The organism is Nocardioides luti (assembly GCF_014212315.1).
GTDB classification, from domain to species: domain Bacteria; phylum Actinomycetota; class Actinomycetes; order Propionibacteriales; family Nocardioidaceae; genus Nocardioides; species Nocardioides luti.
The window spans coordinates 2,926,848-2,941,515 of sequence record NZ_JACKXE010000001.1; the positions used below are offsets into that span (position 1 = coordinate 2,926,848).

Genomic DNA, 14,668 nt, shown 5'->3' on the forward strand with positions numbered 1-14,668 from the left:
CCATAAATTGCGCAACAGTAGTTGCGCAATAGTGCGTGCGGGATTTTGCTAAGGTCGGTGCATGACGAGCGAGAGCGGCGGCCAGATCCACGACCCACGCGTGCTGCGCGCCATCGCCCACCCCGTGCGCAACCGGATCCTCACCGAGCTCGGCGCGACCGGCCCGATGCGCGCGGCCGACCTCGCGCGGGTGCTCGACGTCCCCGCCAACCAGGCCAGCTTCCACCTGCGGCAGCTCGCGAAGTACGGCCTCATCGAGGAGGCGCCCGAGGAGGCGCGCGACCAGCGCGACCGGGTCTGGCGCGCGTCGCGCGAGAGCTTCAGCGTCAGCGTGGGGGACATCGAGGCCCAGCCCGGCGGGCGGGCAGCGGCCCGGGTCTTCATGCGCCAGGCGGCCTCCGCCGCGCACCAGCTGGTCGACGCGGCGTACGCCGACGACCGGGCGCCGGGCCAGCACCGCGCCACCATGGAGACCGCCGTGCGCTTCACCAAGGAGGAGGCGCAGGCGTTCTCCGAGGAGCTGGGCCAGCTGCTCCACCAGTGGTCCGAGCGCCACCGCGGCCGCGACGACGGCCGCCTCACCTACGTCGTGCACGCCATGGTGCTGCCGCACCCCGATCTGGCCCACCGGCCCGCCACCGCGGACGAGGACGCCTGATGCCGTCGCGCCTGCGCCTCGCCGACCCCGCCGAGCTCGCCGCCGCCCGGGCCCGCTTCGAGGCCGGCGACCGCTCACCGACGGACCTGCGGCTGCTGACCAAGCACTACCTGGCCGTCCTCGAGACCCGCGCCCCCGGCAAGTCCGTCGAGGTGCGGGTCCCGCCGTACGCCGCCGTGCAGGTCGTCCCGGGCGTCCGCCACACCCGCGGCACCCCGCCCGCCGTCGTCGAGATGGACGCGGCGACCTGGATCGACCTCGCGACCGGCGCCACCTCCTGGGCCGACGCCACCGCGCAGGTCCGGGCGTCCGGCGAGCGCGCCGACCTGACGCCGTACCTCCCCCTCACCTGACGACTCCCGCCAGCCGCGCGCCGGATACGTTGTCGCCATGAGCACCGACGCAGCCGGCACCTGGAGCACCGACGACATCAGGGCGAAGGTCGAGGGCCTCCTGCCCGCCCTCCGCCACGACCTCGAGGACCTGGTCCGCATCGAGTCCGTGAGCGCCGACCCGGCGCGGGCCGGTGAGGTCGAGCGCAGTGCCGAGGCCGTCGCCGAGCTGTTCCGTGCCGAGCGCTTCGACAGCGTCGAGATCGTCACCGCCGAGGGCGGGGCGCCCGCCGTGATCGCGCACAAGGCCGGGCCCGCGGGGGCGCCGACGGTGCTGCTCTACGCGCACCACGACGTCCAGCCCGAGAACGACCACGCCGAGTGGGACTCGCCGCCCTTCGAGCCGACCGAGCGCGACGGGCGGCTCTACGCCCGCGGCGCCGCCGACGACAAGGCCGGGATCGCGGCGCACCTCGGCGCGCTGCGGGTGTACGGCGACGACCTGCCCGTCAGCGTCACCATGTTCATCGAGGGCGAGGAGGAGGTCGGCAGCGACAGCCTCCCGGCGCTGCTGAGGGAGCAGCAGGACAAGCTCTCCGCGGACGTCATCGTGATCGCCGACTCGGGCAACTGGGACATCGGCGTGCCGGCGCTCACCACCAGCCTGCGCGGCCTGGTCCGCGTCGACGTCACCGTCCGCACCCTCACCCACGCCGTGCACTCCGGCATGTGGGGCGGCCTGGTCCCCGACGCCCTGATCACGCTCTCGCGGCTGATCGCGACGCTGCACGACGACCGCGGGAACGTCGCCGTGGCGGGCCTGCACAGCGGCCCCGCGGCCGACGTCGTCTACCCCGAGGAGCGGCTGCGTGCCGAGTCCGGCGCGGTCCCCGGCATCGAGTGGATCGGCGACGGCTCGGCCGTCGAGCGGCTGTGGACCAAGCCCTCGCTCAGCATCACCGGCCTCGACGCGCCCAAGGTGGACGGCGCCAGCAACACCCTCGTGGCGAGCGCCCGGGCCAAGATCTCGCTGCGGGTCGCCCCCGGCGACACCACCGAGAACGCCCTGGCCTGCCTGCGCGCCCACCTGGAGGCGCACGTCGCCTGGGGCGCCGAGCTGTCCGTCAGCGTGGTCGACACGGGTGAGGCGACGCAGATCGACGCCACCGGGCCGGCGTACGACGCGGCGCGCACCGCCTTCACCGAGGCCTGGGACGGCACCGAGCCCGTCGACATGGGCGTCGGGGGCTCGATCCCGTTCATCGCCGAGTTCCTCGAGGCGTTCCCACGGGCCAGCGTGCTCGTGACCGGCGTCGAGGACCCGGACACCCGGGCGCACGGGGCCAACGAGGGCCTCCACCTGGCGGAGTTCGAGCGCGTGGTGCTCGCCGAGGCGCTGCTGCTCCACCACCTCGGCGAGCTCTGAGCGACACCGGACCGGGACGGATCCGCCCGTGCGCGCCGCGACCCTCGCCTTCCTGGCCGAGCACCGTCGCGCCCGCGTCGACGTCCTGACCGACCGGCTGGTCGCCACCATCGAGGCGTCCAACCCCGGCTACCGCGCGACCCGGGTCGTGCCGCGCGCGGACCTGCGCAGCTCGTGCCACGACAACATCGTGCGGGTGCTGGAGCTGCTGGACGCGGCGGTCGACGGGCGCGGCACCGAGCCCGGGTCGGCGGCGCGCGACCCGGCGTACGACGCCGCGCGGGCCACCGGGCGGCGCCGGGCCGAGCAGGGCCTGCCGCTCGACGACGTGCTGCGGTCCTTCCGGATGGGCGGCCGGCTGATCTGGGACGACCTGGTCGAGCAGGCGCGCTCGACCCTCGACGCCGACGAGCTCCGCGAGGTGGGCACCCGGGTCTGGGAGGTCGTCGACGAGACCTCGGCCCAGGTGGCCGCGGCGTACCACGCGACCGAGCGGGCCGCCGTCCGCGCCGACGAGCAGCTGCGCGCCGAGCTGTGGGAGGGCGTGCTGAGCGGCCGCGCCAAGGAGCCCGGCTTCGCCCACGAGGCCGCGCGGATCCTCGACGTCCCGGTCGACGGCGACTACCTCGTCGCCACCGGTGTCGACCTGGACACCGCCCGGCTCGAGCACGCGCTGGGGTCCCGCCCCAACGTCTGGGTGCGGCGCAGCGGCGGCGCGGTCGGACTGGTCGCGCTCGGCGCGGACGGCCCCGACGACGTGCTCGCCACCCTGGCCGTCGACGACGGCGGCTCGATCGGCGTCTCGGTCGGGGTCGAGGGGCTCGCGGGCGTCGACACCGGCTTCCGGCAGGCCGTGCTGGCCCTGCGCACGCTGGGCGGCCGGCCCGGCGTGGCCGCCTTCGACGACCGGCTCCCCGAGGCCCTGCTGCTCACCTCCCCGGAGGTCGCCGGCCGGCTCGTCGCGGTGTGGCTGGGCCCCGTCCTGGCGCTCCCGCCCGCCGAGGGCGGCCCGCTGCTCGACACGCTGACGGCGTGGGTCGGCGCCGGCGGCTCGACCACCCACACCGCGGAGGCCGTGCACTGCCACCGCAACACCGTGATCAACCGGCTGCGCCGCGTCGGCGACCTGACCGGCCAGGTGCTGCTGGACGGAGTGCCGCCCCTCGAGCTCGCGCTCGCCGTGCGGTCGCTGGCGATCGGCCGGGTCCGCTGAGCGACGTCTTGTGCACTCTGCACAGGGGTGGGTGCCGGATGGTGGGCACCGCGGGCATGGTGCTGCGAGGTGACGGCTGTCACGCTGGTGGGTAGGGAGGGAGCACGCCGCTCCGGCACCTCGGTGCCGTGGCTCGATGCTCTTGGAGGAACCGCATGACGTTGCACGCGAACGCCCGCACCGAGAGGCAGGAGGACCCGGCAGCACCCGTGACGACCACGGCCCCCATGGCCCTGGGTCGTCGCAGCTTCCTCGGCTACGTGATGGCCGGCTCGACCCTCGTGGTCGCCGCCGACCTCGCGCTCGCGAAGCCCGCGCGCGCCGCCGTGCCCTCGGGCGCGCAGATCCCCGAGCTCTACGACCTCGAGGACCTGCAGACCGACGCCGCGGCGCCGACCGCGAACCTCATCACGGTCACCCTCCACGAGGACGGCACCGCCTCGTTCGCGATCCCGCGCATGGAGGTCGGCCAGGGCATCACCACGTCCACGGCCATGATCCTCGCGGAGGAGCTCGACCTGCCGGTCGAGAAGATCGTCGTGACGCTGGCGCCCTCGCGCCCCGAGCTGGTCATGAACCAGCTGACCGGCGGCTCCAACACCACGGTGTCGACGTACACCCCCATCCGGGTGGCCGCCGCGATCGCCAAGGGCGCCCTGCTCGACGCGGCCGCCGCCCAGCTCGGCGCCGAGGTGGCCCGCCTGGAGTCGCACCAGGGCGTCGTCACCGCCCCGGACGGCAGCTCCGTGACGTACGGCGAGCTGGCGACCAAGGCCGCCAGCGCCACCGACCGCCGGGTGGAGGTGCAGCTCAAGGAGCGCGCCGACTTCTCCGTCATCGGCACCCCGCGCAACCGCACCGACGCGCTCGCCGCGGTCACCGGGAAGAAGAAGTTCTCGATGGACCTGCACGTGCCCGGCGCGCTGCCGACGATGGTCTGCCGCCCGCCGACGCTCAACGGGTCGCCGAAGAAGCTGCGCAACAAGGCCGAGATCCTGAGGATGCCCGGCGTCCGCAACGTCGCCAAGGTCGACACCGGGATCGCCGTGCGCGCCGAGACCTTCGGCCAGTGCATCGACGCGATCCGCGCGATGGACGTGGCGTGGAACCCTGGCACCGTCGAGGGCGAGTCCGACCAGACGGTCCTCGCGCGGCTGCGCAAGGCCGAGGTCCCGCTCGCCGTCCCGGACGTGGACCCCCTCGCGAAGACCGTCGAGGAGAGCTTCACCTTCATGTTCCGCAGCTCGGCGGCGCTCGAGCCCAACTCCGCCGTCGCCGACGTGCGCAAGGACAGGGCGACGATCTGGGCCGGCCTGAAGGTCCCGATCCTCGCGCAGCAGAACATCGCGAAGGCCCTGGGCATGAGCCAGGACCAGGTGACGGTCAACGTCATCACCGGTGGCGGCTCCTTCGGCCACAAGCTCTTCAGCGACGCCGCGATCGAGGCCGCCAAGATCTCGCAGAAGATGGGCAAGCCGGTCCGCCTGATGTGGCACCGCGCCGACGAGCCGCGCCAGGGCCGCCTGCACCCGATGGTCACCTCGCGGATCCGGGCCACCCACCTCGGGGGCCAGGTGCTGAGCTTCGAGCAGCGCAACACCAGCGTCGTGACCGACTTCAGCCACGGCCTCGGCGAGATGATCACGAGCACGATCGACGAGGCCCCGACCGAGGTCGGCCGCCAGCTCGGCGGTTTCGGCTTCTCGCAGTCGATCTTCGCGCTCACCCAGGAGCTGCCGTACAACTTCGGCCTCGTGACCCAGCTGCTGGACGAGACCGACGACCGGTTCAACACCGGCAGCATGCGCAACATCTACTCGCCCGACACCGCGGTCGCGAACGAGCTGGTCATCGACCGCCTCGCCCGGCAGATGGGCAAGGACCCGCTGGCGTTCCGCCTCGAGTTCCTCAAGGACGAGCGGACCAAGGCGGTCCTGCAGAAGGTCGCCGACGAGGGCAGGTGGGGCCGCAAGATGCCCGCGGGCATGGCCCAGGGGATCGCGATCCACAAGGAGTACAAGGGCTGCACCGCGGTCCTCGTCGAGATCGACACCCGCCCCAGGACCGTGAACCGCGAGATCTACCACGGGGTCACCGGGCCGCGGGTCACCAAGGCCGTGGTCGCCGTCGACGCCGGGCTGGTCATCAACCCGCGCGGGCTCGAGGCCCAGATGATGGGGGGCTTCTCGGACGGGATGGCGCTGACGCTCACCAGCAGCTGCCACCTGCGCGACGGCCACTTCCTCGAGGCCAGCTGGGACAACTACTTCTACACGCGGCAGTGGAACGTCCCCCCGGAGTTCGAGGTGCACGTGATGCCCTCCGACTCCGACCAGCCGGGTGGCGCCGGCGAGGCCGGTGTCGCCGCGTCGGCGGCTGCGGTGGCCTGCGCCTACGCCCGCGCGACCAAGAAGATGCCGACCCGCTTCCCGATCAACCACGGGACGGTGTCGTTCAAGGTCAAGTCCTTCGTCCCGCCCGTCCCGCCGTCGCCCACCAACGGGCTCAAGCACACCTACTGAGGAGTCAGAGATGCCGAAACAGACCTTTGTCCTCAACGGCAAGAGCATCACCGTCAACGTGCACGACGACGTCCGCGTGCTGTGGGTGCTGCGAGACCTGCTGGGCGTGACCGGGCCGAAGTACGGCTGCGGCATCAACGTCTGCAAGGCGTGCACGTCGCACATCAACGGCAAGGCCTTCAACCCCTGCTCGGTCCGCGTCGGCGACCTCACCAAGGACGACGAGGTGACCACGATCGAGGGCCTGCCCGACACGGTCGGCAAGGAGCTGCACCCGATGCAGCAGGCCTGGATCGACCGCGACGTGCCGCAGTGCGGCTACTGCCAGCCTGGCCAGATCATGGCCGCCACGGCGCTGGTGAAGAAGGTACGCCGGGAGGGTCGCTCGATCCGCGAGTCCGACCTCGACGAGATCCGCAACATCTGCCGGTGCGGCACGTACACCCGCATCCGCGAGGCCATCAAGCAGGGCGCCCGGAACATGTGAGCCGTCGGCGGCCGGTCCCTCGTGGCCGGCTGCCGAGGCCGCGGGCGCCGGCCAGGGAAGCGGCGTCCGGCTCCGGGGTCAGGCGGCGGGGAGGTAGACCCGGAAGGTGCTGCCCTTGCCGAGCTCGGACTCGAGCTCGATGTGCCCGTGGTGGCGCGCGACGATCCGGCTGACGATGGCCAGGCCGAGCCCGGTGCCCGGCTGGGCGACCGCCTCGGGGTTGGTGGAGCGGAAGAACTCCGTGAAGAGCCGCTCCTGGTCCTGCGCCGAGATGCCGAAGCCGGCGTCCGCGCAGGTGAGCACGACCTGGTCGCCGTCGCGGGCGAGGCCGAGCGTGATGGTGCGGCCCTCGGGGGTGTACTTCACGGCGTTGCTGACGAGGTTCGCGCAGACCCGGTCCAGCTCGTCCGCGTCGCCCATCGCCATCACGGCGCCCGGGGGCACGTCCACCTCGATCGTGAGGTGCTTGCGCTCGGCGGCGATCGACGACAGGTCGATGACGTCGTCGAGCACGCGGTGCAGGTCGACCGGGGCGGCGATCACGGGGTTGTTCGGGTCGCCGACCTTGGAGAGCAGCAGCAGGTCGTCGATCACCCGGGTCAGCCGCTGCGCGCCGCGACCCATGGCCGCCAGCGAGCTGCGCGTCATGCCGTTCAGGTCCGGGGTCGAGTCGAGCATCTCGAGGTGGCCCAGGATCGCGGTGAGCGGGTTCTTCAGCTCGTGGGAGACGGTGGCGATCAGCTGGCTCTTGTAGACGTCGAGGGCCTGCAGCTCCTCGACCAGCCGGTGCTCGCGCTCGAAGGTGCGGGCGTTGAGGATCGCGCGGCCGAGGTCGTGGCCGATGTCGAGCGCGGCGGCGCCCTCCACCTCGCTCCAGTCGGGGGCTCCGGGCTCGCGGGTGAGCACCAGGTTGCCCAGGCACTCGGGGCCGGCGCCGAGCGGCGCGAAGAGCAGCGAGCCGATCCCGATCGCGCTCAGGAAGGCGAGGATGTGCTCGCCCTGCCCGATGGTGATCGTGGGGCCGAACGGGCGGTCGGGGGCGACGACCTCGGTCGTCTGGATGTCCCAGGCGCGGCGCGCGGCCCGCTCCGCGATGGCGACCAGCTCGTCGGGGAGCTCGATGTGCGTCCCGTCGGAGGAGTAGATCGTGCCGGTGCCGAGGCCGTCCTCGTCGAAGGTCTGGATCCACATGCCGCGGGCCTGGAAGCCCTCGGCCAGCGCCTCGCGGCTGTCGGCGAGGATCGCGCCGAGGCTGGTCTGCGAGCTGGCGTTGCGGACGATGATGCGGGCGGCGTCGGCGAGGCGGACGCGGGCCGCGAGCGCCTCCCGCTCCAGGGCGGTGACGACGGCCCGGCCGGCCTGCACGGCGTAGGTGTGCAGCACCCGGCGCTGCTCGGCACCCGGGCGGCGACCGTCGAGCGGCAGGTCCATGGCCAGCGTGCCCCGGAGCGCCCCCTGGTCGTCGTACAGCGGCGCCACGAGCATGTCGAGCGGGTGCCACGCGTCCGGGCCGGCCGTGGTCGGCAGGTCGGGGTCGGGCACCCAGCCCCACGCCTCCTCGCCGGTGCCGAGGTCGAGGCGCTCGTGCGGCACGAACTTGAGCAGGCCCCAGTCGTCGGCCTTCTCGAGCTCGGTCATCAGCGCGTCGACAGGGGTACGCCGTCCCAGGATGCCCTCGCCGGCACCGCCGTCACCGGCGATGGTGATGAGCTCGAGCTTGCCGTCGTCGCGGACGACGCTGATGGCGGCGATCCCGAAGCCGGCGAGGTCCGTGACGCCCTCGGCGATGGTCTGCAGGGCGTCACGCGACGGTGCCTCCGCCAGCCCCGGGGTGGGGGTCGGCAAGTGGGCTGGTGGCGTGTCCCGAGCCATCTGTCCTCGCGTCGTCTGAGATGTCGGGGTCATGTTACGTGGGTCACCCGCTCCCGGTGCCGCTTCGGGCCCGCGCGGCCCGGTGCGGACCGCTGCGTGGACGCCGCCCGCGTCGACTGGGAGCCACGCCGTACGGGCTCTACACTCGGACCGTGCCCCAGCCCAGCAGCGTGCGCAAGGGGGGCGACGGCCGTCTGACCATGGCCCTCGACCCGCAGGACCAGGGACCGCAGGACGCCTGTGGCGTCTTCGGCGTGTGGGCCCCCGGCGAGGACGTCGCCAAGCTCACCTACTTCGGCCTCTACGCCCTCCAGCACCGCGGGCAGGAGTCCGCCGGGATCGCGGTCAGCAACGGCCGCCAGATCCTCGTCTACAAGGACATGGGCCTCGTCTCGCAGGTCTTCGACGAGACCACGCTGGCCTCGCTGAAGGGTCACCTGGCGATCGGCCACTCGCGCTACTCCACGACCGGCGCGAGCACCTGGGAGAACGCCCAGCCGACCTTCCGCCCCACCGCCGGCGGCTCGATCGCGCTCGGCCACAACGGCAACCTGATCAACACCCACGAGCTCCGCGGCCTGGTCAGCGACCTGCCCGGCCCCGAGGACGAGCTGGAGCTGCACACCCGCCACGTCGAGACCTCGACCAACGACACCAGCCTGGTCACGGCGCTCCTGGCCCACCACCCCGACACGACGCTCGAGCTGCGGGCCCTCGAGGTGCTGCCGCAGCTGCGCGGCGCCTACTCGTTCGTCTGGATGAACGAGGACACGCTGTACGCCGCCCGCGACCCGCAGGGCATCCGCCCGCTGGTCCTCGGCCGCCTCGACCGGGGCTGGGTCGTCGCGAGTGAGGACGCCGCCCTGGCCACGATCGGCGCCAGCGTGGTCCGCGAGGTCGAGCCCGGCGAGATGATCGTCATCGACGAGAACGGCCTGCGCTCGCACCGCTTCGCCGAGCCCGAGCCCAAGGGCTGCGTGTTCGAGTACGTCTACCTCGCCCGCCCCGACGCCACCATCGCCGGCCGCAGCGTCCACGAGTCGCGCGTCGAGATGGGCCGCCAGCTGGCCCGCGAGTTCCCCGTCGAGGCCGACCTGGTCATCCCGGTGCCGGAGTCCGGCACCCCCGCCGCCGCCGGCTACGCCGAGGAGAGCGGCATCCCGTTCGGCCAGGGCTTCGTCAAGAACGCCTACGTCGGCCGCACGTTCATCCAGCCCAGCCAGACCCTGCGCCAGCTCGGCATCCGGCTCAAGCTCAACGCCCTCGACCACATGATCCGCGGCAAGCGGATCGTGGTCGTCGACGACTCGATCGTCCGCGGCAACACCCAGCGCGCCCAGGTCCGGATGCTGCGGGAGGCCGGTGCCCTCGAGGTGCACGTGCGGATCTCCAGCCCGCCGGTCAAGTGGCCCTGCTTCTACGGCATCGACTTCGCCACCCGCGCCGAGCTGATCGCGAACGGCCTCACGCCCGAGGAGATCGCGGCCAGCGTCGGCGCCGACACGCTGGGCTACATCTCGCTCGACGGCATGGTCGACGCGACCAAGCAGGAGCGCACCCGGCTCTGCACGGCCTGCTTCACCGGCGAGTACCCCGTCGAGCTGCCCGACGAGAGCCTCCTGGGCAAGCACCTGCTCGAGGCCACGCTCGCCAGCCCCACCCTGGGCAAGGCGCTGCCCGTCCTGAACAACCCCTGACGGCCACCGGCCACGAGGAGACCCCGATGACCGAGTCCGCGCACCCCTCCGGAGAGAACGCGTACGCCGCTGCCGGCGTCTCCATCGAGGCGGCCGACAAGGCGATCGACCTGATGAAGGTCTGGGTCGAGAAGGCCCGTCGTCCGGAGATGATCGGGGGGCTCGGCGGCTTCGCCGGCCTCTTCGACGCGACGGCGCTGAAGTCGTACGAGCGGCCGCTCCTCGCGACGTCCACCGACGGCGTCGGCACCAAGGTCGCGATCGCGCAGGCGATGGACGTCCACGACTCCATCGGCTTCGACCTGGTCGGCATGGTGGTCGACGACCTGGTCGTGTGCGGCGCCGAGCCGCTCTTCATGACCGACTACATCGCCACCGGCCGGGTCGTCCCCGAGCGGATCGCCGCGATCGTCAAGGGCATCGCCGAGGCGTGCGTCGAGGCCGGCTGCGCGTTGGTCGGCGGCGAGACCGCGGAGCACCCGGGCCTGCTCGCGCCCGACGAGTACGACGTGGCCGGCGCGACGACCGGCGTCGTGGAGGCCGACAAGCTGCTCGGCCCCGGGCGGGTCCGTCCGGGCGACGCGGTCATCATGATGGAGGCCAGCGGCCTGCACTCGAACGGCTACTCGCTGGTCCGCCACGTGCTGCTCGGCTCCGCCGACCGTGGCGGCGCCGGCTGGGCGCTGGACCGTCACGTGCCCGAGCTCGGCCGCACCCTCGGGGAGGAGCTCCTCGAGCCCACCCGCATCTACGCCAAGGCGTGCCTGGCGCTCGCCGACCAGGAGCTCGCCCACGCGATGGCCCACGTCACCGGTGGGGGCCTGGCCGCCAACCTCGAGCGGGTGATGCCCGAGGAGCTGACCGCGACGGTCGAGCGCGGCACCTGGAACCCGCAGCCCGTCTTCGACCTGGTCCGTCGGGTCGGGAACGTCTCGCAGCCCGACCTCGAGGCCACCCTGAACTGCGGCGTCGGCATGGTCTCGCTTGCCGCGCCGGAGGCCGTCGGCCGCACGCTCGAGGTGCTCGAGGGCTTCGGGATCCGCGCCTGGGTCGCGGGTGAGGTCACCCTCGCGCCGGCCGGAGGCGACCGCGCCGGCAAGGTGGTCCTGGAGGGCCAGCACCCCGACTGGTGATCCGTCGGTCCCCGGCCGGTCGGAAATATCGACGCGCCCGTCCGTTTTCGGGGAGTGGGTGTGCAGGAACAGCCGGGCAACAGGTAGCGTTGCCCCCACGACAAAATGTTGAGAAGTCCGGAGTGCCCCGCCGACGAGGTCTGGGCCCCGGCCGAGTGCGAGGGGGCTGACCCTATGGGGCGCGGCCGAGCGAAAGCCAAGCAGACGAAGGTCGCACGCGACCTCAAGTACCAGACCCACGAGACGGACTTCGGGGCGCTGGCCAACGAGCTGCACGGCGACAGTCACAACGACACCGACCAGGTGGATCCCGAAGAGCTCGAGAAGTGGTCCGACTACTCCGGCCCACGACGCGACTGATTCTCATCTGAATCGCTGAGCAGGGCGCGCGCAGCACCTCTGGTGCCGCACGCGCCCTGCTCGCGCGCCGTCCGGGGACCGCGGTCAGGGCAGCCAGATGCCCCGGAGCCGGCCCACGTCGCGCATCCGGCGCTCGGCCAGGCGGTCGGCGGCCGTCGCGGGGGAGACCCCGTCGGAGGCGGCCAGCTCGAAGACCCGGCGGGTCGTGTCGAAGATGCCGCTGGCCCGCTGCTGCGCGCGCTCGAAGGAGAATCCCTCGAGCTCGTCGGCGACCTGGATCAGGCCCCCGGCGTTCACGCAGTAGTCGGGGGCGTAGAGGATCCCGCGGTCCTCGAGGGACTTCTCGACCCCGGGGTGCGCCAGCTGGTTGTTGGCGGCACCGCAGACGATCTTCGCGGTCAGCACGTCGACCACCTCGTCGGTGATCGCGCCGCCCAGCGCGCAGGGCGCGTAGACGTCCAGCTCGGAGGCGACCAGCGCGTCGGTCGAGGCGACGGACGTGACCTGGGGGAACTCCGCGACCACGGCGTCGACCGAGGGCTGGTGCACGTCGGTCACGACGACCGCGGCACCGTCCTCGATCAGGTGCCGCACCAGGTGCCGGCCCACCTTGCCGATGCCGGCGACGCCGACCGTGCGGCCCGCCAGCGTCGGGGCGCCCCAGGCGACCTCCGCCGCCGCGCGCATGCCCTGGAACACGCCGTACGCCGTGAGCACCGAGCTGTCGCCGGCGCCGCCGTGGGCCACGGTGCGCCCGGTGACGTAGGAGCACTCGCGGGCGATGTGGTCCATGTCTTCCGAGAAGGTCCCGACGTCGCAGGCGGTGTAGTAGCGCCCGTTGATCGACTCCACGAAGCGGCCGTAGGCACGCAGCAGCGCCTCGGACTTCAGCGTGGCCGGGTCGCCGATGATGACGGCCTTGCCGCCGCCGAGGTCGAGCCCGGCGAGCGCGGCCTTGTAGGACATGCCGCGCGAGAGGTTGAGGACGTCCTGCACCGCGTCGGCGGTGCTGGCGTAGGGGTAGAACCGGGTGCCGCCGAGGGCGGGCCCGAGCGCCGTGGAGTGGATCGCGACGATGGCCTTCAGTCCGGTGGCGGGGTCGTTGGCGAAGACGACCTGCTCGTGCTCCGAGCCGAGCTCGAAGACGTCGACCGGACCGGTGCCGGAGGGCTGTTCAGACATGGGTGGTGCCCACTTTCTGGTGTGACGGCCACGGGGTGGGTGGCGCTGGCGTCGGACCGCAGGGGTGGCGCGTGTCCGTGGTCACATCGTAGGACGCCCGGCGCCCGGGACCGAACTCAGCGGAGCAGGGTCGTGGCGGCGTACGCCGTGCCGAACGCGGCCGCGAAGACCAGCAGCGCCAGCAGCGCGAGGAGCACCCGCGAGGCGCGCTGCTCGGGAGCGGCCTCGAAGGTCGTGGGCGCGCTCTCCCACGCGGTGCGGTGCCGCCCGGACGGGGCCGGCGTCCCGCTCCCGGGGACGGCCTCCTGCAGCGCGGCGACGAAGCTCTCGACGTCCGGCCAGCGCCGGTTCTGGTCGGGCTCCAGGGCGCGCAGGAGCACCTCGTCGACCGCCGGCGGCAGGTCCGCGAGGGACGAGGGGGCCGGCGGCAGGCTGGCGGTGGCGAGGTCGCCGAGGCTGCCGGTGCGGGCCAGCTGGCCGGTGAGCATCTGGTAGGCCACGGCGCCCAGGGCGTGCACGTCCGCGCGCCGGTCGATCCCGCCGCCGGTCGCCTGCTCGGGTGCCATGTAGGACGGGGTCCCGACGACCTGGGTCAGGCCGCTCGCGTGCAGCATCGCCTTGGCCACGCCGAGGTCGGCCACCAGCAGCTTGTCGCCGGCGCTGCCGATGCTGCGCAGGAGGAGGTTCTGCGGCTTGATGTCGCGGTGCACCACCCCGTGGTCGTGCAGGACCGACAGCCCGGCCCCGGCCTGGGCCACCAGGTCGACGGCACGGACGGGAGGGAGGGGCCGGCCCGCGGTGAGCGCGCCGGCGAGCGAGCCGCGGTCGGCGTACGTCATCACGAAGTACGGCGTCCCGTCGGCCTCGCCGATGTCGTAGACGCGCACGATGTGGTCGGAGTCCGCGCGGCGCAGGATCCGCGCCTCCTCGAGGAACCGCTCACGCACGTCGAGGCGCTGCGCCCAGTTGTCCGCCAGCGCCTTCACCGCGACGTCCGAGTCCAGCTCGGCGTCGTGGTAGAGCCAGACGGTCGCGAAGCCGCCCACGCCGAGACGGTCGACTCGCTGGAGACGGCCGAGACGCTCCGGGAGGGACACCCTCGGTATTGTGCACGAGGAGCAGGCGGTCCGGCCCGGACCCCACGCGTGACCTGCTCACGACTCGGGAGGCAGACGTGACGACCGTGCCCTCCGACGACGGCGACCTCGACGACCTGGCCCGCCGCGCGGCCGAGGGCGACCGGGCGGCGCTCGAGGACCTGCTCGCCGCCGTGCAGCCGCGCGTGCGCCGGATCTGCGGCCGGATGCTGCTCTACCCCGAGGACGCCGAGGAGGCCGCGCAGGACGCCCTGCTGCTGGTCGCCACGAAGATCCACACGTTCGCCGGGCGCAGCCGCTTCACCACCTGGCTGCACGCCGTGGCGTCCAACAGCGCCCGCGGCACCTACCGCACCCTCAAGCGGCGCGCCGCCGACCGGCTCACCGACGAGGTCGCCCAGGCGCACCCCGACCCCCGCACGACCAGCGTGATCGCCGGCAGTCGCCTCGACCTGCTCGAGGCGCTCGAGGTCCTCGGGGCCAGCCACCCCGACCTCGTCGAGCCGCTCGTCCTGCGCGACGTCCAGCAGCTCGGCTACCAGGAGATCGCCGACCTCCTCGACATCCCGCTCGGCACCGTCAAGTCCCGCATCCACAGCGCCCGCACCGCCGTCCGACCCCTGCTCGCCGTCTCCGACTGACCAGCGCGTCGGTGGTTGAGGAAGTCGCACCACCCGGTGGTTGAGGAA

Annotated in this window: 13 protein-coding genes; 10 read left to right on the forward strand and 3 right to left on the reverse strand. The window is 72.9% G+C overall.

The features are described 5' to 3' along the window. Positions 1-61 precede the first annotated feature (61 nt). The 6 genes from H5V45_RS13885 (at position 62) to H5V45_RS13910 (ending at position 6,638) form a co-directional block, all read left to right on the forward strand. Positions 62-658, forward strand: coding sequence for a winged helix-turn-helix domain-containing protein (locus tag H5V45_RS13885; protein WP_185253473.1), 597 nt, complete (start codon positions 62-64; stop codon positions 656-658). Continuing rightward, positions 658-1,011 (forward strand): sterol carrier family protein, encoded by a 354-nt coding sequence (locus H5V45_RS13890; protein ID WP_185253474.1) that lies wholly within the window; start codon positions 658-660, stop codon positions 1,009-1,011. The genes H5V45_RS13885 and H5V45_RS13890 overlap by 1 nt, the downstream gene beginning before the upstream one ends. 37 nt (positions 1,012-1,048) lie before the next feature. Then, on the forward strand, positions 1,049-2,416 hold the full coding sequence (locus H5V45_RS13895; protein ID WP_185253475.1) for a dipeptidase: 1,368 nt from the start codon (positions 1,049-1,051) through the stop codon (positions 2,414-2,416). 28 nt (positions 2,417-2,444) lie between these two features. Further along, complete coding sequence (locus H5V45_RS13900) at positions 2,445-3,629, forward strand: RsbRD N-terminal domain-containing protein (RefSeq protein WP_185253476.1); 1,185 nt, start codon at positions 2,445-2,447, stop codon at positions 3,627-3,629. Between the two features lie 155 nt (positions 3,630-3,784). Beyond that, positions 3,785-6,151, forward strand: coding sequence for a molybdopterin cofactor-binding domain-containing protein (locus H5V45_RS13905; protein WP_246415906.1), 2,367 nt, complete (start codon positions 3,785-3,787; stop codon positions 6,149-6,151). A 10-nt stretch (positions 6,152-6,161) separates the two neighbouring features. Continuing rightward, complete coding sequence (locus H5V45_RS13910; RefSeq protein ID WP_185253477.1) at positions 6,162-6,638, forward strand: (2Fe-2S)-binding protein; 477 nt, start codon at positions 6,162-6,164, stop codon at positions 6,636-6,638. A gap of 78 nt (positions 6,639-6,716) precedes the next feature. Here H5V45_RS13910 and H5V45_RS13915 read toward each other — a convergent pair whose 3' ends face one another. Next, positions 6,717-8,483 carry a sensor histidine kinase gene (locus tag H5V45_RS13915; RefSeq protein ID WP_185253478.1) on the reverse strand — a complete coding sequence of 589 codons (1,767 nt, stop codon included), beginning with the start codon at positions 8,481-8,483 and terminating at the stop codon, positions 6,717-6,719. A gap of 227 nt (positions 8,484-8,710) precedes the next feature. Here H5V45_RS13915 and purF point away from each other — a divergent pair, with 227 nt between their 5' ends. The 3 genes from purF to H5V45_RS13930 all read left to right on the forward strand — a co-directional run bounded on the left by purF (position 8,711) and on the right by H5V45_RS13930 (position 11,700). Further along, positions 8,711-10,207 (forward strand): amidophosphoribosyltransferase, encoded by a 1,497-nt coding sequence (gene purF / locus H5V45_RS13920; protein ID WP_221634523.1) that lies wholly within the window; start codon positions 8,711-8,713, stop codon positions 10,205-10,207. 26 nt (positions 10,208-10,233) lie between these two features. Beyond that, complete coding sequence (purM, locus tag H5V45_RS13925; RefSeq protein WP_185253480.1) at positions 10,234-11,340, forward strand: phosphoribosylformylglycinamidine cyclo-ligase; 1,107 nt, start codon at positions 10,234-10,236, stop codon at positions 11,338-11,340. Between the two features lie 174 nt (positions 11,341-11,514). Continuing rightward, positions 11,515-11,700, forward strand: a complete 186-nt coding sequence (locus H5V45_RS13930) for a DUF3073 domain-containing protein (protein WP_185253481.1) — start codon at positions 11,515-11,517, stop codon at positions 11,698-11,700. Between the two features lie 84 nt (positions 11,701-11,784). On the opposite strand, the gene H5V45_RS13935 is transcribed toward H5V45_RS13930, so the two are convergent. Then, entirely contained in the window at positions 11,785-12,882 is a 1,098-nt protein-coding gene (locus H5V45_RS13935; RefSeq protein ID WP_185253482.1) for a Glu/Leu/Phe/Val family dehydrogenase, read from the reverse strand. Between the two features lie 116 nt (positions 12,883-12,998). Continuing rightward, positions 12,999-13,979 (reverse strand): protein kinase domain-containing protein, encoded by a 981-nt coding sequence (locus H5V45_RS13940; RefSeq protein WP_185253483.1) that lies wholly within the window; start codon positions 13,977-13,979, stop codon positions 12,999-13,001. A gap of 77 nt (positions 13,980-14,056) precedes the next feature. Here H5V45_RS13940 and H5V45_RS13945 point away from each other — a divergent pair, with 77 nt between their 5' ends. Next, on the forward strand, positions 14,057-14,620 hold the full coding sequence (locus tag H5V45_RS13945) for an RNA polymerase sigma factor (RefSeq protein WP_343061561.1): 564 nt from the start codon (positions 14,057-14,059) through the stop codon (positions 14,618-14,620). The last annotated feature ends 48 nt before the right edge of the window (positions 14,621-14,668 follow it).

Excerpts from the sequence above, each read along its gene's own strand:
- H5V45_RS13885 (WP_185253473.1), top strand. The coding sequence starts at position 62 with ATGACGAGCGAGAGCGGCGGCCAGATCCACGACCCACGCGTGCTGCGC.
- H5V45_RS13890 (WP_185253474.1), top strand. The coding sequence starts at position 658 with ATGCCGTCGCGCCTGCGCCTCGCCGACCCCGCCGAGCTCGCCGCCGCC.
- H5V45_RS13895 (WP_185253475.1), top strand. The coding sequence starts at position 1,049 with ATGAGCACCGACGCAGCCGGCACCTGGAGCACCGACGACATCAGGGCG.
- H5V45_RS13905 (WP_246415906.1), top strand. The coding sequence starts at position 3,785 with ATGACGTTGCACGCGAACGCCCGCACCGAGAGGCAGGAGGACCCGGCA.
- H5V45_RS13910 (WP_185253477.1), top strand. The coding sequence starts at position 6,162 with ATGCCGAAACAGACCTTTGTCCTCAACGGCAAGAGCATCACCGTCAAC.
- purF (WP_221634523.1), top strand. The coding sequence starts at position 8,711 with ATGGCCCTCGACCCGCAGGACCAGGGACCGCAGGACGCCTGTGGCGTC.
- purM (WP_185253480.1), top strand. The coding sequence starts at position 10,234 with ATGACCGAGTCCGCGCACCCCTCCGGAGAGAACGCGTACGCCGCTGCC.
- H5V45_RS13930 (WP_185253481.1), top strand. The coding sequence starts at position 11,515 with ATGGGGCGCGGCCGAGCGAAAGCCAAGCAGACGAAGGTCGCACGCGAC.
- H5V45_RS13935 (WP_185253482.1), bottom strand. The coding sequence starts at position 12,882 with ATGTCTGAACAGCCCTCCGGCACCGGTCCGGTCGACGTCTTCGAGCTC.